Source organism: Enterobacter sp. RHBSTW-00318 (genome assembly GCF_014101375.1).
Classification (GTDB): Bacteria; Pseudomonadota; Gammaproteobacteria; order Enterobacterales; family Enterobacteriaceae; genus Enterobacter; species Enterobacter ludwigii.
Genome location: NZ_JABXQH010000001.1, coordinates 342,804 through 367,999 on the forward strand (window position 1 = coordinate 342,804; position 25,196 = coordinate 367,999).

General features: G+C 57.0%; 21 protein-coding genes and 1 pseudogene. 17 read left to right on the forward strand and 5 right to left on the reverse strand.

The window, feature by feature from the left end:
- Nucleotides 1-250: 250 nt before the first annotated feature.
- The 15 genes from HV157_RS01770 to HV157_RS01840 all read left to right on the forward strand — a co-directional run bounded on the left by HV157_RS01770 (nt 251) and on the right by HV157_RS01840 (nt 16,540).
- Nucleotides 251-532: a helix-turn-helix domain-containing protein gene (locus HV157_RS01770; RefSeq protein WP_000127020.1), complete on the forward strand. Its 282-nt coding sequence runs from the start codon at nt 251-253 to the stop codon at nt 530-532.
- A 35-nt stretch (nt 533-567) separates the two neighbouring features.
- Complete coding sequence (locus tag HV157_RS01775; RefSeq protein WP_000350432.1) at nt 568-1,137, forward strand: Hsp20/alpha crystallin family protein; 570 nt, start codon at nt 568-570, stop codon at nt 1,135-1,137.
- A 97-nt stretch (nt 1,138-1,234) separates the two neighbouring features.
- Nucleotides 1,235-4,084, forward strand: a complete 2,850-nt coding sequence (gene clpK / locus HV157_RS01780; protein ID WP_000101609.1) for a heat shock survival AAA family ATPase ClpK — start codon at nt 1,235-1,237, stop codon at nt 4,082-4,084.
- A 16-nt stretch (nt 4,085-4,100) separates the two neighbouring features.
- Nucleotides 4,101-5,531, forward strand: coding sequence for a cardiolipin synthase (gene cls / locus HV157_RS01785; RefSeq protein ID WP_023205563.1), 1,431 nt, complete (start codon nt 4,101-4,103; stop codon nt 5,529-5,531).
- Nucleotides 5,532-5,558: 27 nt separating this feature from the next.
- On the forward strand, nt 5,559-7,388 hold the full coding sequence (gene ftsH / locus HV157_RS01790; protein WP_021567664.1) for an ATP-dependent zinc metalloprotease FtsH: 1,830 nt from the start codon (nt 5,559-5,561) through the stop codon (nt 7,386-7,388).
- A 78-nt stretch (nt 7,389-7,466) separates the two neighbouring features.
- A complete protein-coding gene (hsp20-GI, locus tag HV157_RS01795) occupies nt 7,467-7,925 on the forward strand; it encodes a small heat shock protein sHSP20-GI (protein WP_023205562.1) in 459 nt (152 codons plus the stop codon).
- A 21-nt stretch (nt 7,926-7,946) separates the two neighbouring features.
- Nucleotides 7,947-8,855: a heat resistance protein YfdX1 gene (yfdX1, locus tag HV157_RS01800; RefSeq protein WP_021567662.1), complete on the forward strand. Its 909-nt coding sequence runs from the start codon at nt 7,947-7,949 to the stop codon at nt 8,853-8,855.
- Between the two features lie 102 nt (nt 8,856-8,957).
- The gene (yfdX2, locus tag HV157_RS01805) at nt 8,958-9,845 is read left to right on the forward strand and encodes a heat resistance protein YfdX2 (protein ID WP_016239829.1); all 888 of its coding nucleotides are present in this window, start codon (nt 8,958-8,960) and stop codon (nt 9,843-9,845) included.
- Nucleotides 9,846-9,941: 96 nt separating this feature from the next.
- A complete protein-coding gene (hdeD-GI, locus tag HV157_RS01810; protein WP_001090783.1) occupies nt 9,942-10,553 on the forward strand; it encodes a heat resistance membrane protein HdeD-GI in 612 nt (203 codons plus the stop codon).
- 79 nt (nt 10,554-10,632) lie between these two features.
- Nucleotides 10,633-11,778 carry a hypothetical protein gene (locus HV157_RS01815; protein ID WP_001723515.1) on the forward strand — a complete coding sequence of 382 codons (1,146 nt, stop codon included), beginning with the start codon at nt 10,633-10,635 and terminating at the stop codon, nt 11,776-11,778.
- Nucleotides 11,768-12,208 (forward strand): heat resistance system thioredoxin Trx-GI, encoded by a 441-nt coding sequence (gene trx-GI / locus HV157_RS01820; RefSeq protein ID WP_000786816.1) that lies wholly within the window; start codon nt 11,768-11,770, stop codon nt 12,206-12,208. Before HV157_RS01815 ends, trx-GI begins: the two co-directional genes overlap by 11 nt.
- Before the next feature lie 3 nt (nt 12,209-12,211).
- A complete protein-coding gene (gene kefB-GI / locus HV157_RS01825) occupies nt 12,212-13,927 on the forward strand; it encodes a heat resistance system K+/H+ antiporter KefB-GI (protein WP_016156527.1) in 1,716 nt (571 codons plus the stop codon).
- The gene (gene psiE-GI, locus HV157_RS01830) at nt 13,924-14,421 is read left to right on the forward strand and encodes a heat resistance protein PsiE-GI (RefSeq protein WP_016239752.1); all 498 of its coding nucleotides are present in this window, start codon (nt 13,924-13,926) and stop codon (nt 14,419-14,421) included. The genes kefB-GI and psiE-GI overlap by 4 nt, the downstream gene beginning before the upstream one ends.
- Nucleotides 14,399-15,364: a zinc metalloprotease HtpX gene (locus tag HV157_RS01835; RefSeq protein ID WP_001721693.1), complete on the forward strand. Its 966-nt coding sequence runs from the start codon at nt 14,399-14,401 to the stop codon at nt 15,362-15,364. The genes psiE-GI and HV157_RS01835 overlap by 23 nt, the downstream gene beginning before the upstream one ends.
- Before the next feature lie 24 nt (nt 15,365-15,388).
- Nucleotides 15,389-16,540 (forward strand): trypsin-like peptidase domain-containing protein, encoded by a 1,152-nt coding sequence (locus tag HV157_RS01840; RefSeq protein ID WP_016156528.1) that lies wholly within the window; start codon nt 15,389-15,391, stop codon nt 16,538-16,540.
- Between the two features lie 224 nt (nt 16,541-16,764).
- Here HV157_RS01840 and HV157_RS01845 read toward each other — a convergent pair.
- A pseudogene (locus HV157_RS01845) lies at nt 16,765-17,154 on the reverse strand (transposase); the annotation flags it as partial.
- Between the two features lie 230 nt (nt 17,155-17,384).
- On the opposite strand from HV157_RS01845, the gene HV157_RS01850 reads away from it, so the two are divergent.
- Nucleotides 17,385-18,380: an IS110 family transposase gene (locus tag HV157_RS01850; protein WP_001515743.1), complete on the forward strand. Its 996-nt coding sequence runs from the start codon at nt 17,385-17,387 to the stop codon at nt 18,378-18,380.
- A 298-nt stretch (nt 18,381-18,678) separates the two neighbouring features.
- Nucleotides 18,679-19,917: an IS110-like element ISEsa2 family transposase gene (locus HV157_RS01855; RefSeq protein ID WP_000219087.1), complete on the forward strand. Its 1,239-nt coding sequence runs from the start codon at nt 18,679-18,681 to the stop codon at nt 19,915-19,917.
- Between the two features lie 103 nt (nt 19,918-20,020).
- On the opposite strand, the gene HV157_RS01860 is transcribed toward HV157_RS01855, so the two are convergent.
- The 4 genes from HV157_RS01860 to HV157_RS01875 are packed head-to-tail and all read right to left on the reverse strand — an operon-like array spanning nt 20,021 to nt 25,185.
- Nucleotides 20,021-21,229 carry an IS256 family transposase gene (locus HV157_RS01860; protein WP_015386429.1) on the reverse strand — a complete coding sequence of 403 codons (1,209 nt, stop codon included), beginning with the start codon at nt 21,227-21,229 and terminating at the stop codon, nt 20,021-20,023.
- Between the two features lie 58 nt (nt 21,230-21,287).
- The gene (locus HV157_RS01865) at nt 21,288-22,475 is read right to left on the reverse strand and encodes a hypothetical protein (protein WP_249420783.1); all 1,188 of its coding nucleotides are present in this window, start codon (nt 22,473-22,475) and stop codon (nt 21,288-21,290) included.
- 3 nt (nt 22,476-22,478) lie between these two features.
- A complete protein-coding gene (locus tag HV157_RS01870; RefSeq protein WP_115258508.1) occupies nt 22,479-24,143 on the reverse strand; it encodes a site-specific integrase in 1,665 nt (554 codons plus the stop codon).
- A complete protein-coding gene (locus HV157_RS01875; protein WP_233100389.1) occupies nt 24,106-25,185 on the reverse strand; it encodes a site-specific integrase in 1,080 nt (359 codons plus the stop codon). The genes HV157_RS01870 and HV157_RS01875 overlap by 38 nt, the downstream gene beginning before the upstream one ends.
- Between the last annotated feature and the right edge of the window lie 11 nt (nt 25,186-25,196).

A 25,196-nucleotide genomic window follows, 5' to 3' on the forward strand; every position in this document is an offset into this window, starting at 1 on the left:
ACAACGTGAGGATCGGTGTTTGATCTGCGGCCGTGGGCGGCGCCCGCAAGGTCCCGATCAACCCACCGTCCCCTGCGCCGGACCGGCCCGCCCTGGCATACCGTCCTTGAAGATTTGAGTCACATCAATCGGCCAGCAGATCGCTGGATGTTGACTCTTGACTTTTGGCATATTAGGCGCAATATCTTGCAAAGTCTTGCAAGAACTTCCTCAGGCGAGGCCGCGTGACGACGGAACTTGTGGGGGTGGTATGACAGCGCGCCAGCAGGCGATCTTCACACTCGACGAGTTGGCTACCTACTTAAAGGTCGGCAAGCGGACGCTCTACCGGCTCGCCGCGCACGGGGAGATTCCGGCCTTCAAGGTCGGCGGGACGTGGCGGTTTCGTCAAAGTGAAATCGATCGATGGATCAATGATCAGATCCAAGCAGGCAGAAAGAAGGAGGTGATACGTACAGATGAGCAGCCGAAGTCAGCGAAACATCCCGTGTTGCCTGGGCGCGCTATCCATAGCCGCAGGCAAACGGAGTGAGCGAGAGTCTTCAATTTTTGTTCTGGAGGTGTGACATGGACATTGATTTCAAGAAGTTGGCTCCCTGGAACTGGTTCAAGAAGGAGCAGGAAGAACAACAGAGCACTGCCTCGCTGCCGGTGCAGCGCAATGACCTGCCGGTAGCGGGTGGGCCCGTCAGTCCCATCCTGCAATTGCACCGCGAGATCGACCGCCTCTTCGACGACACGTTTCGAGGCTTCGGCTTTCCGGCGCTGGCCATGCCACGCTGGCCGTCGGACTGGCCGGGCCTGCTGAAGCCGGCGCTGGACATCCAGGAGACCGACAAGCAGTACAAGATTTCTTTGGAGGTTCCCGGCGTCGAGGAAAAAGACATCCATATCACGCTCGACAACGACGTGCTGCTGGTTCGCGGTGAAAAGCGTCAGGAGCAGGAAAGCAAAGACGGCGGTTTCCACCGGGTGGAGCGCTCCTACGGCAGCTTTCAGCGCGCTCTGAACCTGCCGACCGATGCCAACCAGGACACGATCAAGGCCGCTTTCAAGAACGGCGTACTCACGATCACAATGGAAAAGCGCGAGGCCAGTGCGCCCAAGCAGGGCCGCTCGATCCCGATCAACGGCTGACGCCGATCGGCTTGTTCTCTACAGAAAAACCAAGTGAATGGCGAGGCGCCGTGACCTTCGGCGCCTCGTCAAATCAGTCCTCTCAAGGAGCATGAGCATGGCCAGAAAACAATGCCAGGTCTGCGGCCAGCCCGCCACGGTGCGGGTGGAAGCCAATCTCAATGGTCGCCACAGCACCATGCTGTTGTGTGACGATCACTATCGCCAACTGGCGCGCCAGCAAAAGCGCACCGTCTCGCCGCTGGAAGCCTTGTTTGGCTCGCGCAGCGGCTTGTTCGAAGACTTCCTCGGCAGCGACTTCTTCCGCATCGGTGACGATTCGCCGTCCATGGCGGCCGATACCGACGAGGTGGTCGATGCCTCGTTCGGCGAACCCGCCCCGGCCGGTACGGGCACTGCGCGCCGTCGCGGCAGTGGGCTCGCCAGCCGTATCAGCGAACAGTCCGAGGCCCTATTGCAGGAGGCCGCCCGACACGCTGCAGAGTTCGGGCGCGCCGAAGTCGATACCGAACACCTGCTGCTGGCGCTATCCGACAGCGACGTGGTGAAGACCATCCTGGGACAGTTCAAGATCAAGGTCGATGACCTCAAGCGACAGATCGAATCCGAAGCCAAGCGCGGCGAGAAGCCGTTCGAGGGCGAAGTCGGCGTGTCGCCCCGGGTCAAGGACGCGCTCAGCCGCGCTTTCGTGGCCTCCAACGAACTCGGCCACTCTTATGTCGGGCCGGAGCATTTCCTGATCGGGCTCGCTGAGGAAGGCGAAGGTTTGGCGGCCAACCTGCTGCGCCGTTACGGCCTCACGCCGCAAGCGCTGCGCCAGCAGGTAAGCAAGGTGGTCGGCAAAGGGGCCGAGGATGGCCGCGCCGAGACGCCGACCAACACGCCCGAGCTGGATAAATACTCGCGCGACCTCACCAAGATGGCGCGCGAGGGCAAACTCGATCCAGTCATCGGCCGTGCGCAGGAGATCGAGACCACCATCGAGGTGCTGGCCCGGCGCAAGAAAAACAACCCGGTGTTGATCGGTGAGCCCGGCGTCGGCAAGACCGCCATTGTCGAAGGGCTGGCGCAGCGCATGGTCGCCGGTGAAGTGCCCGAGACGCTGCGCGACAAGCGTCTGGTCGAGCTCAACATCAACGCCATGGTGGCAGGCGCCAAGTATCGCGGCGAGTTCGAGGAGCGCGTGCAGAAGGTGCTCAAGGAAGTGACCGAGCACCAGGGCGAGATGATTCTCTTCATCGATGAAGTGCACACCATCGTCGGTGCAGGCCAGGGTGGCGGCGAAGGCGGGCTGGACGTGGCCAACGTGTTCAAGCCGATGATGGCGCGCGGCGAACTGAACCTGATCGGCGCCACCACGCTCAACGAGTATCAGAAGTACATCGAGAAGGACGCCGCGCTGGAGCGTCGTTTCCAGCCGGTGATGGTGCCCGAGCCGACGGTAGCGCAGACCATGATGATCCTGCGCGGCCTGCGCGACACCTTCGAGGCGCACCACAAGGTCAGCATCACCGAGGATGCGATCATCGCCGCCGCCGAGTTGTCGGACCGCTACATCACCGCGCGCTTTTTGCCTGACAAGGCCATCGACCTGCTTGACCAGGCGGCCGCACGCGTGAAGCTGTCGGCCACGGCTCGCCCGGTGGCGGTGCAGGAGCTGGAGTCCGAACTGCACCAGTTGCGGCGTGAGCAGGACTACATGGCCTCGCGCAAGCAGTACGACAAGGCCGCCGAGCTGGGCAAGCGCATCGAGGCCAAGGAGACTGAACTCAAGCAGCTCGTCGAGGAATGGGAACGCGAGCGCGCCTCGGGCAGCGCCGAAGTCAAGGCCGAGCATGTCGCGCAGATCGTCTCGCGCCTGACCGGCATTCCGGTCAACGAGCTGACGGTGGAAGAACGCGAGAAGCTGCTGCATCTGGAGCAGCGGCTGCATGAGCGCCTGGTGGGCCAGGACGAAGCGGTGCGCGCGGTGGCCGATGCCGTGCGGTTGTCGCGCGCGGGCCTGCGCGAAGGCGACAAGCCGGTGGCGACTTTCCTGTTCCTTGGGCCGACCGGCGTGGGCAAGACCGAGCTCGCCAAGGCGCTGGCCGAGTCCATCTATGGCGATGAAGGTGCGCTGCTGCGCATCGACATGTCCGAGTACGGGGAACGCCATGCCGTGGCACGCCTGGTGGGCGCGCCTCCGGGTTATGTGGGCTATGACGAGGGCGGCCAGCTCACCGAGAAGGTGCGTCGCAAGCCCTACAGCGTGTTGCTGCTCGATGAGATCGAAAAAGCGCACCCCGACGTCTACAACATCCTGCTGCAGGTGTTCGACGACGGGCGGCTCACCGACGGCAAGGGCCGGGTGGTGGATTTCACCAATACCATCATCATCGCCACCTCGAACCTGGGCTCGGACATCATCCAGCGTCGGCTGAAGGCCGGTGGCGCCGCCGGCGAGGAATACGAGAAGACCAAGTCCGAGGTGATGGACGTGCTGCGCGGACACTTCCGCCCCGAGTTCATCAACCGCATCGACGAGATCATCGTCTTCCATGCGCTGGGCAAGGAGGAGATCCGCCATATCGTCGGCCTGCAGCTTGATCGTGTGGCCCGCAACGCCGCCAGCCAGGGCGTGACGCTGACCTTCGATCAGACCTTGATCGACCACTTCGCGGAGGAAGGCTACAAGCCCGAGTTCGGCGCGCGTGAGCTCAAGCGGCTGATCCGCAGCGAGCTGGAAACCGCGCTGGCGCGCGAGATGCTGGGTGGCGGTATCGGCAAGGGTGATCACGCCAACGCCCGCTGGGACGACAAGGCCGAACGGGTGGTCTTCGAGCGCCAGGAGCCACCCGCGAAGTCGGCTGAGCCTGAAAAGCCCGATGCCGCGGACGTGGCCGAGGCACCGCCTGGCGACGCGAGCAAGCCTGCGCGCAAGAAGAAGTCAGCGGATGGCGAATCTTGAGCGATGGGAGGCTGTCGTGTCCGACCCCAATGGGCTGACATGGGCAGCCACCCTCGTGTCGCTGGCGGTCGCTATCCCCACAGCGGGGCATGCGGTCATCTACAAGCGTGACCCTCGATCGGCCACGCTGTGGGTACTGCTGATCGCCTTGCTGCCGCTGGGCGGTTCGCTGCTGTATGGGCTGTTCGGCATCAACCGTTACCAGCGGCGGGCGCGGCGGCTCTTCCCGGGGGCAGATCCTGCTGTTCGGCAGGATCTCTCGCCCACGATACCCGAGGCTGTATCGCCGCCACTTGCCGGTCTGGCCCACCTGGTGGGACGCGCCACCGGCCAGTCGCTGACCGGCGGCAACCGCATCGAGCCGCTTGTCGATGGCGAGCAGGCCTACCCGGCCATGCTCGCCGCCATCGAATCGGCGCGGTACAGCGTCGCCTTGACCTCGTACATCTTCGACAGCCAAGGTATCGGGGCGCAGTTCGTCGATGCGCTGCGCCGGGCTCATGAGCGCGGCGTGCAAGTGCGGGTGCTGATCGACGACGTGTATGCCCGCTGGACGCCCCGCAGCGCCTACCGCGCCTTGCAGCGCGCCGGCGTTCCGGCGGCGACGTTCAACCCGACATTGATTCCCGCGCGCCTGCATGCCGCGCATCTGCGCAATCACCGCAAGCTGCTGGTGATCGATGGCGAGACGGGTTTCACCGGCGGATTGAACATCTTCAGCCCGTACTGGCGGCCCGATGCGCCGGACCAGGCCTGTCACGATTTGCACTTTCGTCTGCGCGGGCCGGTGATTGCGCATCTGATGCGGTGCTTCACCGATGATTGGTGCGATACCACGGGCGAGCGGCTCAGCAAGGGTTACTGGGGCGAACCGCCCGTAACGGCTGATGAGCAAGGAACCTCTTGGGCGCGCGGCATCGAGGCCGGTCCCGATGAGGCCCTGGACCGGATGCGCTGGACCTTCATGGGCGCTTTGAGCGCCGCGAAGCATTCGGTGCGCATCTGGACACCTTACTTCGTCCCCGATCAGCCGATGATCGCGGCGCTAAGCACGGCCGCGTTGCGCGGCGTGCGTATCGACGTGCTGACGCCCGCAAACGGCGACCATCCCACGGTGCAATGGGCCGCGCGCGCCCACTACTGGCAGGTGCTGGAGCACGGTGTGCGCATCTTCGAACGGCCTGGCCCGTTCGACCACAGCAAGCTGATGCTGGTAGACGGAGCGTGGTGCTGCCTGGGTTCGGCCAATTGGGATGCACGCAGTTTGCGCCTCAACTTCGAGTTCAATGTGGAGGTGTACGACACCGCGTTGTCTACGCGGCTGTCATCCCTTTTTGATGCCGCTCGTGATGCGTCGGGCGAGATATCGGCGAAGGCGTTGCGCGCCCGCCCGCTGGCCATCCGCTTGCGCGACGGGGTGGCCCGTCTGTTCACCCCCATTCTCTAGCGACACGACTTGCGAGGAACATTGCCCATGGAAAAGAAAGATCAATGGAACATAGGCTACTGGATCGTCGCCGGCCTGTTGCTGCTGACGCTGCAGAACTACTGGCAGGCGGCCAAGACCGTCGAGCCCGTGCCCTACAGCGAATTCGAGAAGGCGCTGGCCGAGGGGCGCGTCGCCGAAGTGCTGGTGTCGGACCGCACGGTCACCGGGCACCTGAAATCGCCGGACAGCCGGGGCAAGACCACCATCGTGGCCACCCGTGTCGAACCCGACCTGGCCGAGCGGCTGTCCAAGTACGACGTGCCCTATGCGCGGGTGGTGGAAAGCACCTGGCTGCGTGATGTGCTCTCCTGGATTCTGCCGGCGGTGGCCTTCTTCGGCGTCTGGTTCTTCCTGTTCCGCCGCTTCGCCGAGAAGCAGGGCATGGGTGGCTTCCTGAGCATCGGCAAGAGCCGTGCCAAGGTATTCATGGAGAAGAACACTGGCGTGACCTTTGCCGATGTCGCTGGCGTCGATGAAGCCAAGGCGGAGTTGGTTGAGATCGTCGATTTCCTCAAGAATCCGCAGGAGTATGGACGGCTCGGGGCGCGCATTCCCAAGGGCGTGTTGCTGGTCGGCCCACCGGGCACCGGCAAGACATTGCTGGCCAAGGCTGTTGCCGGCGAGGCGGCGGTGCCCTTCTTCTCCATCTCCGGATCAGAGTTTGTCGAGATGTTCGTCGGCGTGGGTGCAGCGCGCGTGCGCGACCTGTTCGAGCAGGCCCGCGGGCAGGCGCCGGCCATCATCTTCATCGACGAGCTCGATGCGCTGGGCCGCGCGCGCGGCGTCGGCGGCCCCATCGGCGGCCACGACGAGCGCGAGCAGACCCTCAACCAGCTGCTCACGGAGATGGACGGCTTCGACAGCTCGGTCGGGCTGATCATCCTCGCCGCCACCAACCGCCCCGAAATCCTCGACCAGGCGCTGCTGCGCGCCGGTCGCTTCGACCGTCAGGTGCTGGTGGACCGGCCCGACAAGAAGGGACGGCTGGACATCCTGAAAGTCCACGTCAAGAAGGTGACGCTGGCTCAGGATATCGATCTCGAACAGGTGGCTGCGCTGACCACGGGCTTTTCGGGTGCAGACCTCGCGAACCTGGTCAACGAGGCCGCGCTGGCCGCGACCCGGCGCAAAGCGTCCGCCGTGGAGTTGCAGGATTTCACCGCCGCCATCGAGCGCATCGTGGCGGGCCTGGAGAAGAAGAACCGCGTGCTCAATCCCAAGGAGCGGGAAACCGTGGCCTATCACGAGATGGGCCATGCGCTGGTGGCGCTGGCGCTGCCCGGCACCGACCCCGTGCACAAGATCTCGATCATCCCGCGCGGCATCGGCGCGCTGGGCTACACGCTGCAACGCCCCACCGAAGACCGCTTCCTGATGACGCGCGCCGATCTGGAACACAAGATCGCCGTGCTGCTGGGCGGTCGTGCGGCCGAGAAGCTCGTGTTCGGCGAGCTGTCCACCGGGGCTGCCGATGACCTCGCACGGGCCACCGACATTGCCCGCGACATGATCACCCGCTTTGGCATGGACGAAGGACTGGGCTACATCGCCTTCGAGGCGCAGCGGCCACGCTTTCTCGATACACCGGAACTGGCCCACGGCGGCTGCCGGGTGGCCGAATCGACCCAGGCGCGCATCGATCAGGCCATCCGCGACATCGTGATGGGCGTGTTCGAGCGCGCCTACCGGATCCTCGACACCAACCGCGCGGTGCTGGAGCGTTGTGCGCGCGAACTGCTGGCGCGGGAAACGCTCGACGAGAACGACATCCTTCAATTGACCCAAGGACTTGTTCTAGATAGAAACGAAAAGTAGTAGGCGCTATTCAGAGTGAGCCGGCGGCTCTGTTCGGTGCGTCATCCAATTCGCCGGCATTGTTCAAGGAGAACCGATATGTCTGCATTGACTCCGTGGGACCCCTTCCGGGAACTGGATGAATTGCAAAACCGCCTGGCGACGATGTTGGGACGGACACCCCAGCGACAGGGCGCCCGTACCGGCAACGAAGCCCTGACCACGGCGGACTGGGCACCAATGGTGGACATCAGCGAGGATGAGAACGCATTCCTCCTCAAGCTGGATCTGCCGGAGGTCCCCAAGGATGCCGTGCGCGTCAGCGCGGAAAACGGCGTGCTCACCATCAGCGGCGAGCGCAAACTGGAAAAAGAGGAGCAGGGCAAGAAATTCCACCGCATCGAACGTGCGTATGGCCGCTTTGTGCGCAGCTTTGTCTTACCTGACAACGTTGATCCGACCAAGGTGACGGCTTCGATGAAAGACGGCGTGCTGGAAGTGCGGCTTGTCAAGGCCGAGCAAGCCAAGCCGAAGCAGATTGAAATTTCAGTCAATTAACTTCAATTGGAGTCCAACATCATGAATATCAAACAGCCCCAATACATCCGTTCCGCACTTGCCCTGGCGGTCTGCATCGGACTGAGTGGACCGGTTTTGGCCCAATCGGCGGCAAGTCCAAGCGCTGCAGCGCCCTCTGTCGCACCCAAGGCGGCGCAGCCACAAGTAGACGACAAGGCCGCCCAGGAAGCCGAAAAAAAGCGTTCCGAGCTCACTCAGGACGCCATCACGGCGCTCACCAAGACCCAGGAGGCTTTGACCCTCCTTGATGCAAATAAGACCAAGGAGGCGCTCGCTGCGCTGGAACTGGCCACCGGAAAGCTGGAACTGGTATTGGCACGCGACGCCAAACTTGCTTTGGCGCCGGTCGATGTACGCGTCATCACCCATGATATCCACGCCAACGTGGAATCGGTAAAGAAAGCGGTCAAGTTGTCTCGGGAGTTGTTGGGTGATGGCGAGGTGCAAAAGGCCCGGCCCATCGTTGCCAATCTGGCCAGCGAAATCGTGATCGAAACCGACAACCTGCCCATGGCAACGTACCCGGCAGCGATCAAGTCGGCTGCACGGCTCGTCGACAGCGGCAAGATCGACGAAGCCAAAGCAGAGCTCGCCCGAGCACTGAACACGCTGGTGGTCACCCAAGTTGTACTCCCTCTGCCCGTGCTACGGGCCGAAGCCGCGATAGCAAAAGCTGAAAAGCTGGCCGAGACTGACAAGCGCGATGCCAAGCAGAACGAGGAGCTCAGCACCTTGCTGTCGTCCGTGCGCACGGAGATCGAGCTGGCGCAAATCCTGGGTTATGGCAAGAAGGAGGACTTCAAACCCATCTTCGATCAGGTGAAGTCCATTGAGCAAAAGTCGGCTGGTGGCAAAAGCGGCAATGGATGGTTCGACGAGTTGAAGACGCGCATCCAAAAGCTGTTTTGAGGTGATGAAGGGGCCGACTGCTCCATCGGTCAGTCTCGCGATATTCGCAGTCGGCCCCAATAGATTCCCCTATTTTCACTATCTCATACGAGGCATATCACCATGAATGAGCAAACATCGAATCCCAACGCGATCAACGAAGGCACGAACGAACAAGCCGCGGTAAGCAGCCTTCCTGCCAGACCAGAGCCCAAGCCTGAAGTCGTCACGGAGGTACAGCCTGAGGTTCAGAAGGAAACGGACTCGCAGGCGGCAGACAAACGTAAACAAGTCCTCGATGAGGCCGTCTCGGCCTTGGCGCTGACCAAATCAGCGCTGGCGGCCCTGGACGAAAAAGAATCCGCGCGAGCACTGGCAACGCTGGCCGAAGTGACGGGAAAGCTGGAGCTGATCGTTGCACGCGAACCCACGCTCGCCCTGGCCCCCGTTGATGTGCGCACCATCGTGCACGACTTGTTCGCCAACACGGAAACCGTTGAGGCGATGACTGACGAGGCGCTGGATGCCCTCAAACATGGCGAGGTGCAACGCGCTCGTCGCGTGTTGGCTTTGCTGGCCAGTGAAATCGTGATCACGGTCACCAACATCCCTTTGGCGTCCTATCCCGCAGCCGTGAAGGCAGTCGTGCCGCTGATCGATCAGGGCAAGATCGAAGAAGCCAAAGCCGCGCTGCAGTCAGCGCTCAGCACGCTGGTCGAGGAGCGCAGCGTGCTTCCGCTGCCCGTCCTGCGTGCGAAGCTGCTCCTGAAGCGCGCCGAGCCTCTGGTAGAAGATGGTCAGCGCAGCGAAGCATCCAATGAGCGCCTGGAGACATTGTTGAACGAAGCCCGGCAGCAGTTGGAAATGGCAGAACTGCTGGGCTATGGAAAAAGGAAGGACTTTGAGCCCCTGTACGCTGAACTCAAGAAAATCAAGGAAAAGACGGGAGGGGGAGGCGGCGGAAAAGGCTGGCTCGATGAAATCAAGGCAAAGCTGTCCAGGTTGTTCTGAAACCGCTGGATAGGGCGTAAGAGGGGCGCGTCGCGCCCCTCTCTTGGCTCAGGAGTGTTTGCTTTTTCACCCCATTAGATCTTTAGGAGATATAGCATGAATACAGACACCATCACCGATTCCAGTGCGGATGACCCCACCAAAGCACTGTGTTCGCTTAGCCAAAATTGGTGGCTTTTTGTGCTGCGCGGTGTCTTGGCATTGATTTTTGCAGCCCTCGCGTTCTGGATGCCACAATCGGCTCTGTTGGCCATGACCATCATGTTCGGCGCATTTTCCTTGGTCAATGGCGCGTTCAACTTGTTTGCAGCGGTGCGCCATATCCAGAAAAAAGAGCGCTGGGGCTGGTTGTTGTTCAGCGGCATTGTCGGCATACTTACGGGCGTCGTCGTCCTGGTTGCTCCTTGGGTCGCCACGATAGTCTTGGCTTCTTTTTTATGGGCTAGCGTGGGCTTCTGGGCGATTTTCACCGGAGTGCTGGAGATATCCGCCGCCGTTCGGCTGCGTCGGGAAATCAAGGGTGAAATCTGGCTTGCCCTCAGTGGACTGCTCTCGATTATCCTTGGTGCTATCGTCTTGTGGATATTTTTTACCCGTCCGGTCGAGTCATTCGTGGCCGCAGGCTGGCTGTTGGGTTTCCATGCGGCAGTCTATGGCGTCACGCTTTTGTTCTTGAGTTGGCGTCTTCGCAAAACGCGCCTGGGGTAAGAGCGTGCCAAACCAAAATCTATGGATATGAGCATCCTCGATTCATGCCTCCATAGAAATGACATCGAAGGAGTCATACATGCAGATACAATATAGCTATCGAGCTATCGACAAAGAGTTTCATGAACCTTGGCAGAGAGCTTTGGGAAATGTGATCGAGCACGCCCTCAAGCCATTGCTCGACAAACACACTAAAGATTCAGCGCGACTTCAAATCGTCCTTGATCGCGACAAGATCAAGCGGCAATTTCTGGCCAGTGGCTATATGCACCTGCCCGGCAAAAAGATTGTCAGTGTTACTGCATCACATGACGAGCTGACGCCCCTCGCGCAGATGCTCGCAAAGTCGTTGTTCCGTCAGGCCAAGAAGCATTTTGACCGACTGCATGCTCAGGATCAAATCAAGCGCAAAGCACGACGCGAGCGCTTGCGCGAGCTCAAGGTGCGGATTGCCGCAAAACCCGCATCAGCCGCCCATGAGGCCGAGGTGATCCGAATGCCTCTACTGTCGAAACTTGAGGCTGTCGCAAGGCGTGAGCTGGCTTATCTGCGGGCCGTCGGCGATTTACCGCGCGATTATCCGACGCTGCGCGACGTGGTGGATGAAGCGATTGTCCGAGCTAAGGTGGAATGGCAATCCGTGCCGGGGGAAAAAGAGGCTTACACCGGTCTTTTGAAGCATCTGTTCGCCGTCCTGGATAACGAAGTGGCAAGCAGCCGGCAATTTGGCGAATTCGTTTCTCTGGACGCGCCGGTCGAACCGGATGCCCAAGACGTGGCCGAGGCCATGGTGGAAGAGGAAATCTTCGAATTTTATCAGCACGATGACACACTCAAGCTGGCCGATATTTTCGCTGGCAGTCAGCATCCCGATGTCGCAACGATCGCGGAACAGGAGGAGCTGATTGATCGGACGAGCGAGTTCGCTTTTGCATTTGACCTGCTGAAGGACATGCCGCGTTTGTGGCGGCGCATTTTTCTGCTTATCCGTGTGGACGGGCTGAATGCCAGCTGCGTCTCTGAAATCCTGCTGATTCCTAGTAAGGAAGATGCTGTCCGAAGGTGGCTCATGCAGGCCGAAGCATTCATCGCTGCTCATCTGGAAGAGGCCGGAGTAAGCAAAAACGGGAACGATTGGCTCCAAGGCGTTGATTGGTTGGCATTGTCTGTGACCCGAAGCGAGGCAGCCTCACTGTGGTCCAAGGAGGCGAACCATGAAGAATGATCTTCACCTCGTCTGCCCGCACTGCCAGTCCATCAACCGCGTACCGACTGCGAAGCTATCGGAACATCCCAACTGTGGCCGCTGCCAGCAGCCCTTGTTCACGGGCGAGCCCATCGAGTTGACCACGGCGACGTTCTCGCGCCACGTGGAGCGCAGCGATCTGCCGCTGCTGGTCGATTTCTGGGCGCCATGGTGCGGGCCGTGCAAGATGATGGCGCCACAGTTCCAGCAAGCGGCGCACCAGCTCGAACCGAGGATCCGGCTGGCGAAGGTGAATACCGAGGCTGAGCCCCACCTGGCCACGCAGTTCGGTATCCGCAGCATCCCGACGCTCGCCCTGTTCCAGGGTGGGCGGGAGATCGCCCGTCAGGCCGGCGTGATGGGCGCGCAGGACATCGTGCGCTGGACGTCGACGCAAGTGGGACGCTGACCGATGCAGGGCTTGCTCGGCACTACACTAATCCTGCTGGCGGCTTGCAGCCTGGCGGCGATGGCGACGGCGGCGTTCAGAGTGCCCGCCTTGCTGGGGTATCTCTCTGTCGGCGTTGTACTGGGCCCCTCAGTCATCGGCGTGATCGCGCCGGGGGAGACGCTGAGCTTTCTGTCCGAGCTGGGCGTGGCGCTGCTGTTGTTCATGGTCGGACTGGAATTCTCCCTCGGAGACTTCTGGCTCGCCCGCAGGACGGTGCTGATGGCGGGCGCTCTGCAGATGATCGCCGTGGCCCCGCCGCTGATCCTGCTATTGATGTGGCTGGGGCAGCCCGGCCAGAGCGCCGCGCTGCTCGGCACTGCGGCGGCCATGTCGTCCACGGCGCTGGTCAGCCGACAACTGGCCGACCAAGGTGAGCTCACCACCCGCCACGGACGCAGTGCCATCGCCGTGCTGGTCTTTCAGGACCTGGCCAGCGTGCCCCTGCTGGCCTTGCTGGCGATCTGGGCGCGCGGCGAGTCGCCGAAGATCGAGCATGTGCTGCTCGAAGTATTCGGTGTGCTGCTGCTGTTCGCGGCAGCGGCCCTCGCCTCGCGCCGTCTGTTGCATGGCCTGCTGGGCTGGGTGGCACGGCGGGGCCACGAGGAATCGTTCGTGCTCGTCTCCTTGTGCGTGGTGGTGGCTGCCGCCGCCGCTGCGCACGCGGTCGGCGTATCCGCCGCCCTGGGGGCCTTCCTCGCCGGGATGGTGCTGGGCGAGAGCGACTTCCGGCACCACATGGAAAGCCACCTCAGGCCGTTTCGCGATGTGTTGTCGGGCGTGTTCTTCGTGACCATCGGCCTGCAACTGGACGCAGCACAGATTCTTTCGGCACCGCTGGCGGTGCTGGCGTGGCTGGTGGTGCTGGTACCGGTCAAGATCCTGCTCAATACGCTGGCCTTGCGGGCGACGCGCCTGTCCGCCCTCGATGCCTGGCGCACGGGCATAGCGTTGGGGCACGGCGGCGAGTTCGCCCTGCTGTTGTTGGGCACGGTCTTGCAGCAGCATCTGATCCCCGCGACCGTCGTCCAACCCATGCTGGTCGCGCTGGTGCTCAGCATGGCCCTGGCACCGCTACTGATCCGCCATCACGATGTACTTGCCCGGTTCTTGAGCCGCACAGGCGGCGTCATTCAGCCACCCCAGGCTGAAGAAGTCGAGATCGCCGCGCAGACGACGCGATATCGAGACCATGTCATCATTTGCGGCGCGGGCGAGCTTGGCCTGACAGTCAGCGAGATTCTTCGCCACGCCGGCGTGGCGCATCTGCTGCTGGAGGCGGACGCGCAGAAGGTCGAGGCCGCGCGTGCCGCCGGCGCGCCGGTGTTCCATGCCGATGCCAGTCGGCCCGATACCTTGCTGGCTGCCGGCTTGACGCATGCACACTTGGTGGTGCTGACGTTCGCCCATGCCCAGCAAGCGTTGCGCATCGCCCAGGCGATTGCCGAGCACCGTCCGGCGCTGACATTGTGGGTGTCATGCAGAAGTACGACCGCGGCCGATGCATTTCGCGCCATGCCCAACGTGCGCGTGTATCAGCAATCCTTTGCCGCAGCTATTGGGCTGGCGGAACAGGTGATGTCGACGCTTGGCATGTCGACCGAGCTGATTGAAGGACACATCAGCGCAATGCGCCGCCGTCTCGACAGCAGCCGTTTACCAGGGAGTTCATCGTCATGAAATCAACACGCCTTAACCCATTTCAGGTCTTACGTGACCAATTGGCCATCATGAGTTTTTACGAGCGCTTCGAGCAGGTCGTCGCGCTCGTGCTGTCGGCGGTGATCGCCGTCATCATCGTGGTGTCGCTGTTCCAGCTCATCTCCATCGTCTTCACGCTGCTGGTTCTAGATGCCTTCAATCCCCTGGACCACGAGGTATTCCAGAGCGTGTTCGGCATGATCATGACGCTCTTGATCGCGATGGAGTTCAAGCATTCCATCGTGCGCGTGGCGCAGCGTCGGGACAGCATCATCCAGGTCAAGACGGTGGTCCTGATCGCGCTGATCGCACTCTCCCGCAAGTTCGTGATCCTCGACTCCAACGCGAGCCCCGCAAAGATAGCCGCGCTGGCTAGCGCCACGCTGGCTCTGGGTGCGACCTACTGGCTGCTGCGCAAGCGCGGCGACCGCGCCGCCGAGACCTCTGAGCATGACCCGTCATCATCCCAGTGATCCGCGCACGGCGCTCTTGCAACACCGCTGGCTCAACCGCCTGCAGACCGGGCTGTTGGTCCTGACCCTGGTCGGGATCGCAGCCGCAGCAGGGAGACTGCCGTTTGGGGAAGGCTGCCTGTGGCTCGCGCTGTTTGCCATTGCAGGTGCGTTGCTGCTGGAACCGGTAGCCGCGTCGGCGCTGAGCTTGCGCCTGTACCGCGTACGGGCCTTGCACCCGCAAGAAGCCCACAAGATGTGGGCCCTGTTGCGCGAGCTGCCCGCCCGTGCCGGTTTGCCCGCCACGCCGGTGCCGCACTATGTGCCCAGTGCCGTCGTCAACGCCTTCGCTACCGGATCGAAGCAGGAGGCATCGATCGCCCTCACCGATGGCCTGCTGCGCAGCCTGAGCCCACGCGAGCTGGCGGGTGTGCTCGTGCACGAGGTCGCGCACATCGCTAATGAGGATCTGCGTGTCATGGGGCTGGCGGATTCCGACAGTCGCCTCACGAGCCTACTGGCCCTTATGGGACAGATCGCGATCCTGCTCAGCCTGCCCGCGCAGCTGGTTGGCGCGGCGGAGGTCTATTGGCCTGGTCTATTGTTATTGGCCGTATCGCCCCAGCTGGCCCTGCTCGCACAGCTCGGCTTGTCTCGCGTGCGTGAGTTCGACGCTGACCGCCTTGCGGCGGAACTGACTGGCGACCCGCAGGGGCTGGCGTCCGTGCTGGCAAAAATCGAGCGGGTCAGCCGCTCCTGGCGTGCCTGGCTATGGCCGGGATGGGGCAATCCCGAGCCCTCCTGCTTGCGCACGCGTCCGGCAACGCAAGAGCGCATCGCACGCCTGCTGACGTTGGCGCCTGGGCCAGCATCAGCGTTGCCACTCCGCGCGCCCCATTTTTTGCCGGAATCCGCTTTGGCGACGCGCCCACCGCGCTGGCGCCCGAGCGGGCTGTGGCGCTGATTGCCCATCAACAGGAGACGTCTCATGGCCTATCTCGACCCGTACCAACGCCCCGCGTCGGACCGCTTCGTCCGGCGCGGGCTCTTCATCACCGCCTGCATTGCCGCGCTCATGCTGCTGTGGCAGTTTCTGCCCGCCATCGAGGCATGGTTCAGTCCGCGCGAGGCAGCAGAACGCACCGTGATGGCGCGTGGCGATCTGGCGGCGGACGAGAAAACCACCATCGAACTGTTCGAAAAATCGCGCGCCTCGGTGGTCTACATCACCACCGCGCAATTAGTACGCGATGTCTGGACGCGCAACGTGTTCTCCGTGCCGCGCGGCACTGGCTCGGGCTTCATCTGGGACGACGCCGGCCACGTCGTCACCAACTTCCACGTCATCCAGGGCGCGTCCGAAGCCACCGTCAAACTGGCCGACGGCCGCGACTACCAGGCCGTGCTGGTGGGGACGAGCCCCGCGCACGACATCGCCGTGCTCAAGATCGGCGTCGGTTTCAAGCGCCCGCCGGCCGTGCCGGTCGGCACCAGTGCCGACCTCAAGGTGGGTCAGAAGGTGTTTGCTATCGGCAACCCCTTCGGCCTGGACTGGACGCTCACCACTGGTATCGTCTCCGCGCTCGACCGCTCGTTGCCGGGAGAAGCGGGCGGCCCGGCCATCGATCACCTGATCCAGACCGACGCCGCCATCAACCCCGGCAATTCCGGTGGCCCGCTGCTCGATTCGGCTGGGCGGCTGATCGGCATCAATACCGCCATCTACAGTCCGTCTGGCGCCTCGGCCGGCATAGGCTTTGCGGTGCCGGTCGATACCGTCATGCGCGTGGTGCCGCAACTCATAAAGACCGGCAAGTACATCCGTCCGGCGCTGGGCATCGAGGTGGATGAGCAGCTCAACACGCGTCTGCAGGCGCTGACCGGCAGTAAGGGCGTATTCGTATTGCGCGTGACGCCGGGCTCGGCGGCGCACAGGGCCGGGCTCGTCGGCGTCGAGGTCACCGCAGGCGGCATCGTGCCCGGCGATCGCGTTATCAGCATCGACGGTATCGCCGTTGACGACGTCACCACATTACAGGCCCGGCTAGACGACAAGAACGTTGGAGATGTTGTGGTCTTGTTAGTGGAGCGGGCCGGCAAGACTCGCGAGATGCTTGTGGAACTACGACCGGGAGTTTGATGGAAAGTGGGTCATGGATCTGCACAGCGAAGCAGCCAAGCGACTTCAGCCTTGCGCCGAACTACGAGCCCTAGCTAGGGATGGTCTGAAGTAGCCCTGTATTTCCGGCTGACTTCAGCCACTGCTGATTTTGAAAGCGGTGAACCGATCAAAAACGATCGGATCACCCGCTCATTTCGGTGCTTTCAGCCGTCGCGAGCACCTTGCGACGGCCATTTTCCGAATTACAGGCGCACCTCTCCTGCGCTTGCCAGCAAATGTCGGCGGGCCATCCATAGGTTCGACAGGGCAAACAGCGTCACCAGTTGTGCAGTGTTCCTCACCAGCCCTCGGAAATGTACCTTGGTGTAGCCGAACTGCCGCTTGATCACGCGAAACGGGGGCTCTACCTTCGCTCGCACTTGCGCCTTGGCCTTCTCGATCTTGCGCTTGGCTTTGTACAGGGCGCTGCGTTTATCGAGCATCTTGTAGGTGCTGCGGCGTGCTGCGACCTGCCAGATCACTTCTCGGTCGGCATGCTCGGAGCGCTTTTCGACGCCTGTGTAACCGTCATCGGCGCAGACGACGTTCTCGTCGCCGTGCAGCAGTTTGTCGACCTGGGTGACATCCGCCACGGTGGCTTGTATCTAACAGTTTGTGGTGATTAGCTACCACCACTGAAGCAGAGTGAGCTGCCCCCTTCCCTTAAGGTCAGAAAAGTCGGCACCGCTGAACCTTGATTTGCAGCACATGGCCCTCCGCTTCACCTTTCACGCCAGCACATCAGGTTGAACGGTTACCGGGAGCTCGACTCCGTATGTACAAGGCGAACAGGCGTGACGGTTTATGTGAGAGGAGTTTGACCATGTTTCCAGTCGGCATTGACGTAAGTAAAAAAAACCTGGATCTTTGCATGCTTTATGACGGTATCAAAGGACGCATAAAAACCCGTAACATCCAGAATAACAGACATTCAGTTGAAAATATTCTTCGCTGGCTCAGGCTTCAACATTGCAGTCCGGAAGATGTTCATGTGGTAATGGAAGCTACCGGTGTTTATCACGAACGGCTGGCCACTGAATTACATGATGCCGGTTTCCGGGTTTCTCTGGCCAACCCTCACCGTAGTCGGGAGTTTGCGCGTGGCATGGGAATCATGACAAAAACAGATAAGGTGGATGCGTATATGCTGGCCTGTTACGCATTCCTTAAGAAGCCACACCGCTGGGAGCCGCCGGCACCCGAAATCAGATATCTCGGTGCACTCCTGCGACGGCGGGATGTTCTGCTGGGTGATGCCCTGCGTGAGGAGAACAGGCTGGAAAAATACCTGTCGACAGACACACCTGCAGATATTATCAGTTCCTGCAGGCGTATGGCGCAGCTTCTGCGCGAGGAGGTAAGTAATATCGAGCGGCAGATAAAAGCACATATCAAAGCCAGCCCTGCACTGAGGCGTGATTATACACTGCTGACCTCAATTAAATCGGTTGGTCCCCAGCTGGGGATGCATATGCTGGTCGTGCTTCGCAGCCATAACTTTGTATCGGCTGAGCAGGCTGCCGCCTTTCTGGGCGTGGTGCCGATCGAGAAACGCTCAGGCACATCGGTCCGGCGCCGGCCGCGGATGTCGAAAATCGGCCCCCCTCAGTTGAGAGCGAAGCTTTACATGTCCGCCCTGTGCGGAAAAATCTACAATAAGCGAATGCGTAATATTTACGATGAGATGTGCCTGCGGGGTAAACCTAAAATGGTGGCCATTGGCGCGCTGATGCGGAAACTGGTGCACTGGTGTTATGGCGTCCTGAAGACCGGAACCGTTTTTAATGACGAAGACCTGAAACCGGTACTGTCAACCTGACTATACCAGGCTGGCATTAAACACAAGGTAACGCTCACTGCAATAAGTGAGCGCAGTCCGTTATGAGCGATCTATAGTCATTCGTACCCTGAGAATTACACTTTGAAGTGATTCAGGGTATGCGCTTACTGGTTACGAATATTGAGCGAGAATCATGTGATGATCGCCGCTTTTCTTTCGAGCCAGTAGGTGCTCCACGTTCGCTAACGAATACTCAGGGCATGCAGATAAACTGCTGGCTATATTTCTTTCGAAGAGCGTGGAATGCATACCAATCCCCGATAAAAAGGAGTTGGTGATGACTGTGACTAATCAATTTGCTGCGCACGTTGGTCTGGACTGGGCTGATAAAAAACACGATGTCTGTGTTCAGTTTAAAAACGGTGAACGCGTATTCGATGTGATTGAACATACAGCAGAAGCGCTTGATGCCTGGCTTACTGAGTTACACCAGAAAGTAAAAGGTAGAATCGCAATAGCTCTCGAACTGAAGAAGGGCCCCGTGGTATATGCTCTTCAAAAATACCCCTTTATCACCGTTTTCCCCGTCCACGCATTGTCCCTGGCTCGTTATCGGCAAGCCTTCTCGCCCAGCGGCGCTAAAGATGATCCGCAGGATGCCGAGCTGGCATTAGAGTTAATGCTGCGTTACCCCCAGAAGATAAAAGCTATTGAACCCGACAATGCGGATATTCGCTTACTTCAGCAACTGGTTGAGCAACGTCGTCAGTTGGTTGAAGATAAACGACGCTTTGTGAACCGGATAATCAATACGCTTAAACAGTATTATCCTCAGCCACTGGAGTGGTTCTCACATCGGGGTAGCTTACTGTTGTGTGAGCTGATTATCCGGTGGCCCAGTCTGCAACAACTGAAACGAGCCAGACGCGACACGATCCGCAACTTTCTGAATGCCAAAGGTGGTCGCGCTATGGCCCTTACCGAGCAACGTGTTGCGAGTATTGATAATGCGATCCCATTGACTACAGACCCGAGTGTTATAGAGGCTAATGCTTTGATGGCAGCAGCACTGGCGACACAAATTAAAGTCGTGAGTGAAATCATCAAAACCTATGACGAACGAATCGAAACGCTGTTTGACACATTGCCAGATGCGGGGCTGTTCAAATCACTTCCGGGCATGGGACCGTGCATGGGCCCACGGATGCTTGCTGCACTTGGTGATAACCGTGACCGGTTTAACAGCGCTGAAGAAATTCAAAACTACGCAGGTATAGCACCGGTGACCGAACGAAGCGGCCAAAAATCCTGGGTTCACTGGCGATGGCAATGTGCCAAGTTCGTCAGGCAGACCTTTGTTGAATGGGCTGCCAAGACGGTTAATTCATCATACTGGGCCAAACTGTATTATCAGGGCCTTAGAGAAAAGGGCAAATCTCATCAGTCTGCGATCCGGGCACTGGCGTTCAAATGGATAAGGATCATTTACCGCTGCTGGAAGGCCAGAACCTGTTATGACGAAGCGAAATATTTGCTGGCTCTCGAAGCGAGACACTCGCCCTTACTGAAGCCATAAAAAGCTTGTCGAATGTCTCAGGGCGTGAAGCAGACATATTCACTGAAATTTTTAGGAAGCATTTTCTTGGACCCTGTACACGATTCTGTGTAAATGCCTTTTCTCAGAAGTGACCGTCCAGGCGGTCACCGAACTCGATAATAAAGCGGCTCATTGCCATACGCCAGTCCCTCAGCGGCATCGTCCATTTCTGTGAGGCCGCCTGGATTGCCAGCCACACCACCTTTTTCACCGCGTCGTCCGTCGGGAACACCTTACGCTTTTTGATAGCATGCCGGATCACGCTGTTCAGTGATTCTATGGCGTTGGTGGTGTAGATGACTTTGCGGATGTCTGCCGGGTAAGCGAAGAACGTCGCCAGGTTGGCCCAGTTTGCCTGCCAGCTTCGGCTTATCTGCGGATAGCGGCTGTCCCAGGCTGCGGCGAACGCTTCCAGCGCCTGCTGGCCTGCTTCTTCCGTCGGTGCCTGGTAAATCGCTTTCAGGTCGCGGGTGACGGCTTTGTAGTCCTTCCAGGAGACGAACCGCAGGCTGTTGCGCACCATATGCACGATGCACAGCTGGATGCGGGCCTCCGGATACACCGCGTTGATGGCGTCCGGGAAACCTTTCAGGCCGTCAACGCAGGCAATGAGGATATCGTTCAGGCCACGATTCTTCAATTCTGTCAGCACATTCAGCCAGAACTTCGCCCCTTCATTTTCGGCCAGCCACATCCCCAGCAACTCTTTCTGGCCTTCGATATTAATGCCCAGCGCCAGGAACACTGATTTATTGATGACACGACTATCCTGTCGGACTTTCAGGACGATACAGTCAAGATAAACAATGGGATAGACTGCATCCAGCGGACGATTTTGCCATTCGACAACCTGCTCCATGACCGCATCGGTGACCTTTGAGACCAGCGCGGGTGAGACATCCGCGTCATACAACTCTTTGAACGCGGCGGCGATCTCGCGTGTGGTCATCCCTTTGGCATACAACGATAAAATCTGGTTATCCATGCCGGTAATGCGGGTCTGGTTTTTCTTCACCAGTTGGGGTTCGAAGGAGCCATCACGATCGCGTGGGGTACGTAGTTCCAGAGGGCCATCGCCGGTGGTAACGGTCTTTGTGGAATAGCCGTTACGGGAATTAGCCCCCAGTTTGGGCTGATTTTTATCGTAGCCCAGATGGTGGGACATTTCGGCGTTGAGAGCCGCCTCAACGCTGATTTTCTTCAGCAGGCGATCGAACTGGTTGAGATCGTCAGGGGTTTTGAGATTTTTGGCCAGTTCGTTAGCCAGAGCCTGCAACTGTTTTTCGTCCATAAATTAACCTGCTTTTGATGTTGGATTGAACATATCAAAATCAGGCAATTACACAAATTTATGTACAGACTCTAGGTTTATGTCCACTAAAGTTCGCAATGGAATTCCGAATACTCTTTCCAAGATCATTCCTAGAGCCACCAGAACCACTAAACATGATGTCTTCAAGATAATTTTGCTCAATCCATTCATCAGGATAATCAGCGATCTTATCTGGGAGCAGGTTAGTGAAATTAGAATCTCTGAAGCCCTGAATCGTTTTACGAAACCCCAAGGTCAATTCTTGAACAGATTTATAAATCATCTCAACGACAGAATAAGTGCTTGGCGCCAGCCAATGGATCCGCCATCCAGCCTTTTTCGCACCAAGATACTCAATACCCAACCTGTAAGTAGGCCAGTCTTGATCTATTGCGTGCTGACGTTTTTCTTTATCCGTGATTTCTCGCTTAACCAAAGAAGTCATTTTCAGCAACATTATTTCTTGGAAACGGAAACCGCAAATAATTGTGAGTAATAACATATTGTAAAAGATACGCTGATAACTATTCTCAGCTAAAGCGATCAACTCAATAACACACATAAATGCACGGATTGATATGAGTCTTTCATCATCAGTTTGCTCAGGGGTGGCTTCTTGCGCTTTCTTCCTTTCTTTAGTGCTGTTAGAACCATTTCGACAAGGATACTTATTTTTGACTTCAATATTAACTAAGAAAAGATCATATTGACGTAGTAAAGCAATGGCCCTTACTGCAATATCGCAATAGTCACTGACATTATCAGGACTGTCAGAATTCTCATGATGCCGCTCCATCGCTGCATGAATAATATCGGAAGTCAGATACATTGGGTGCGTTTGACTTGTTTTATTTACCATTTCCCAATACCAGCGCTTCATCACCTGTAATGGTTTGTCTAGTGTAGAACCTGATGGTAATCCGCCAGTGATACACACCAGATGCATGTGATAAGCTCGCATAAAATCCTGAAACTCCGAAGAAATATTCATTTGTGAGAGCCCCTTAACACGACTAGAAACTTCGTCCCACTTAAAGCCGCGATCTTTTGTTTCTTTAAGCCATGCAACACCTTTCTCACCAAAATGCCAGGAACCGGCATTCCACTCCAATTGCCCAACGGCATTGTAGGCAACAAGACGCTCTTCAAATTTTGCTTTATATTTCTCTATATAAATAAGAAGATTATCCGCCTGTTTATTAAGTATTGTTATTTGCGTAGTCATTGTCTAAATAGCCCTCCGAACGTTTGCCATTTCAATGCGAGCCATAACCTGATTTACATGCTGTTTCAGCCGCACTAATTCCTTGAGAAGTGGATGATTTAAAACGCCAGCATCATCGGCAACATCACGGACATTTTGGATTTCATCATTCAGAGAAAGAAATACTTTTTTGTGGTTTCCATCTATAAATGGTTTGAAATACAGGCAGCCGTAACATCCACGACCCTGTGCAAAGGGGCACATGTCTTCTTCATAATTACATCCACCGAGATGGTAATGAAGTTGCCCACCAATTGACCCTGCAACATTGCGGCCTTCCCATTCGCTGCTGTGAACCAAATTCCCAGTCAACATGAGTGCCATCATGTTCTTAAACACAGGGTTGCGACCCAAAGCTGCCTCACGAATATCAGCCATCTCAGGGGTGGCTGCAATGTATCGATCTGCAACAACATAAGAGGATTGACCCAATATATAAGCTATCTCAGGAGCACTGGCACCACTCATTGCCATTGAGTGACCAACGTTGTGACGAAAGAGGCTTGCGGTATATACAGGTAGTTGATAATCATCGTTTTTTACTGCCTCCTGAATCTCCTGTGGTGAAAATCTGAAAAGCATTTTCTTTAATGACGCTTCCACCATCTTCATTGAAGATACTATGATGGAAAACATTGGGTCGGTATCACCAATTCCAACTAGGTACTTATACAGTAAGATTAACTTTCCAAGTTCTTCCGGAATTGCAACTCGAACTCGATCGATAGTTAGTTTTGACTTTTTGGCATATGGCACAAGTACTGAATAACGCATCCCGTACTTATTCTCGGTATCAACGATAAAATCGCCTCCGGAAAGTTTACCGATCTGTACAGGTCTGGCCCCAATGTAATATACTATGCCAATAATAATGCAGTCCCGTAATGTATCAATTTTAATGGTTTTCTTTACAGTTTCCAGATGAATGTTTTTATTTTCTTCAACATCAATTTTTGGACATAGTTTAGATGCCCAACGTTGAATGCCATTTTCTATCATTAGGCATACTTCTTCTGGTATAACGAGGTCTAGGTTTTGGTAGCGAGCCCAGTTATTGTTCCTAGGGCGTGGCACTTCCAGCAATAGATCTTCCAGCTCATTACTGTCATCCTTACTTTCGAAGAATCCACTACGATCAAGTTTTCGTAACGCATAGAGGGTGTAATAGAACTGACTGCTGTCTGAGTGATTTCGCTCAGTCTTCGCAACCAGCATTTGCATTTTTTCAATAAGGCTTTCGCGAGTGATAACCTCAATTTGTTTGAAAGTTGTTGCGACAAACTGAGCAAATTTATCAGCAACACTTGCCGAGTTCTCATTAATGTACGCGATCGTTAAGTATTTCAAGAGCTTGAGTGAAACTGGTGATAAATCACAAAAGTATTTACCAGTAGAGAATAATATAGCCACATTATTACCTGAGAATCTGTATCGCCAATCATCATGTAGATATAAATATCGGTCATCAAATTCTGTTGCATTTATTAAAAACAATCGTGTAGGGAGCTGAATATTTTCAATCCATTCAAGCTGTTCTTTTTTAAAGTGAAGGGGAGAGATTTTAAATAAATCGCCCCCGGTGATATCGCTCTCAGTTGAATAGATCTTTGAATGTGAAGTCTTCGTCATAAACATTATCTTCTAGCAAGTTGTAGGTTTTTGTTTGCGAAATGTTTGTTCCTGGGGAAGCTAAATGCATATCTGAATGTTTCGTACGCTTATAGTTGCTCTGGTTACTCACCACTTCAATAAACCGCTTGGCATATCTTAATGGAACTTTACTGGTCAGTGACCAGCCGCCTAAAGCACGAAGTTGTTCAATAGCTGGTTCAAGTACTCCATTCATTCTTGCTCGAATACCATAGTCTTGCGCCAGTATTAGTGATTCACTCAGGAGACTATTGTAAATAAACTCAAGAGTGATGTTAGCCCAAGTATGTCGCCCAACGTGTGGTGTTATATTAACCATATTATTAATAATCTTATTACTTTTCGCACGATAATGAGGGAATAGGGCAATGAATGCCGGATCAATTTTTTCCTTATAAAATGTTCTAATTGCATCGTAAGTTAATGGAGTTAACCTACCTGAGCCTTTAATAAAAACAAATTCATGGTCATCAATTTTTTTCTCTTCAAATAATGGGGACCGATATTGCTCCATATAAATGGTAAACATAATGAAGTCATCTTCGGTCAGTTCGATTTGTCGCTGTGAATGCTCAGTCTTGAGTGAAGGTTGTTGTTTCCTTGGATCAACTACATCATCTGGTAGATTTTGTACAATCAGGATGAAACGAATGTTACCTCGTGAGTCTGGAAGGGTTGGCCCCACGCAATCCTTCAACAACAATTGAACTTCACCAACACGTAAGCCATAGTTAAACATTAACCGGTGGATAAGGTAGTTACGGTATTGTTGAAATCCTGAATCGAATGGGTTTTGGGGATTAACCACGGCCGTGAATAATTCGCCGGTCTCGATATCTGAAAATTCAGGAGTGGAGGGGATTAACATGTTCGTTAGTTCGACACTTTGCTGACTGGTGATACTTTTGTATCGGTGTGCGGGTTCGTTCCTAGATACTTCAACTCTGTTGAAGACCTTAATTCTGTCAGCGAGATCTCTGTGGTTCGCCTGGTTAATCTGGTGAGCTTCAACAGGTGACATATCCTGGTATG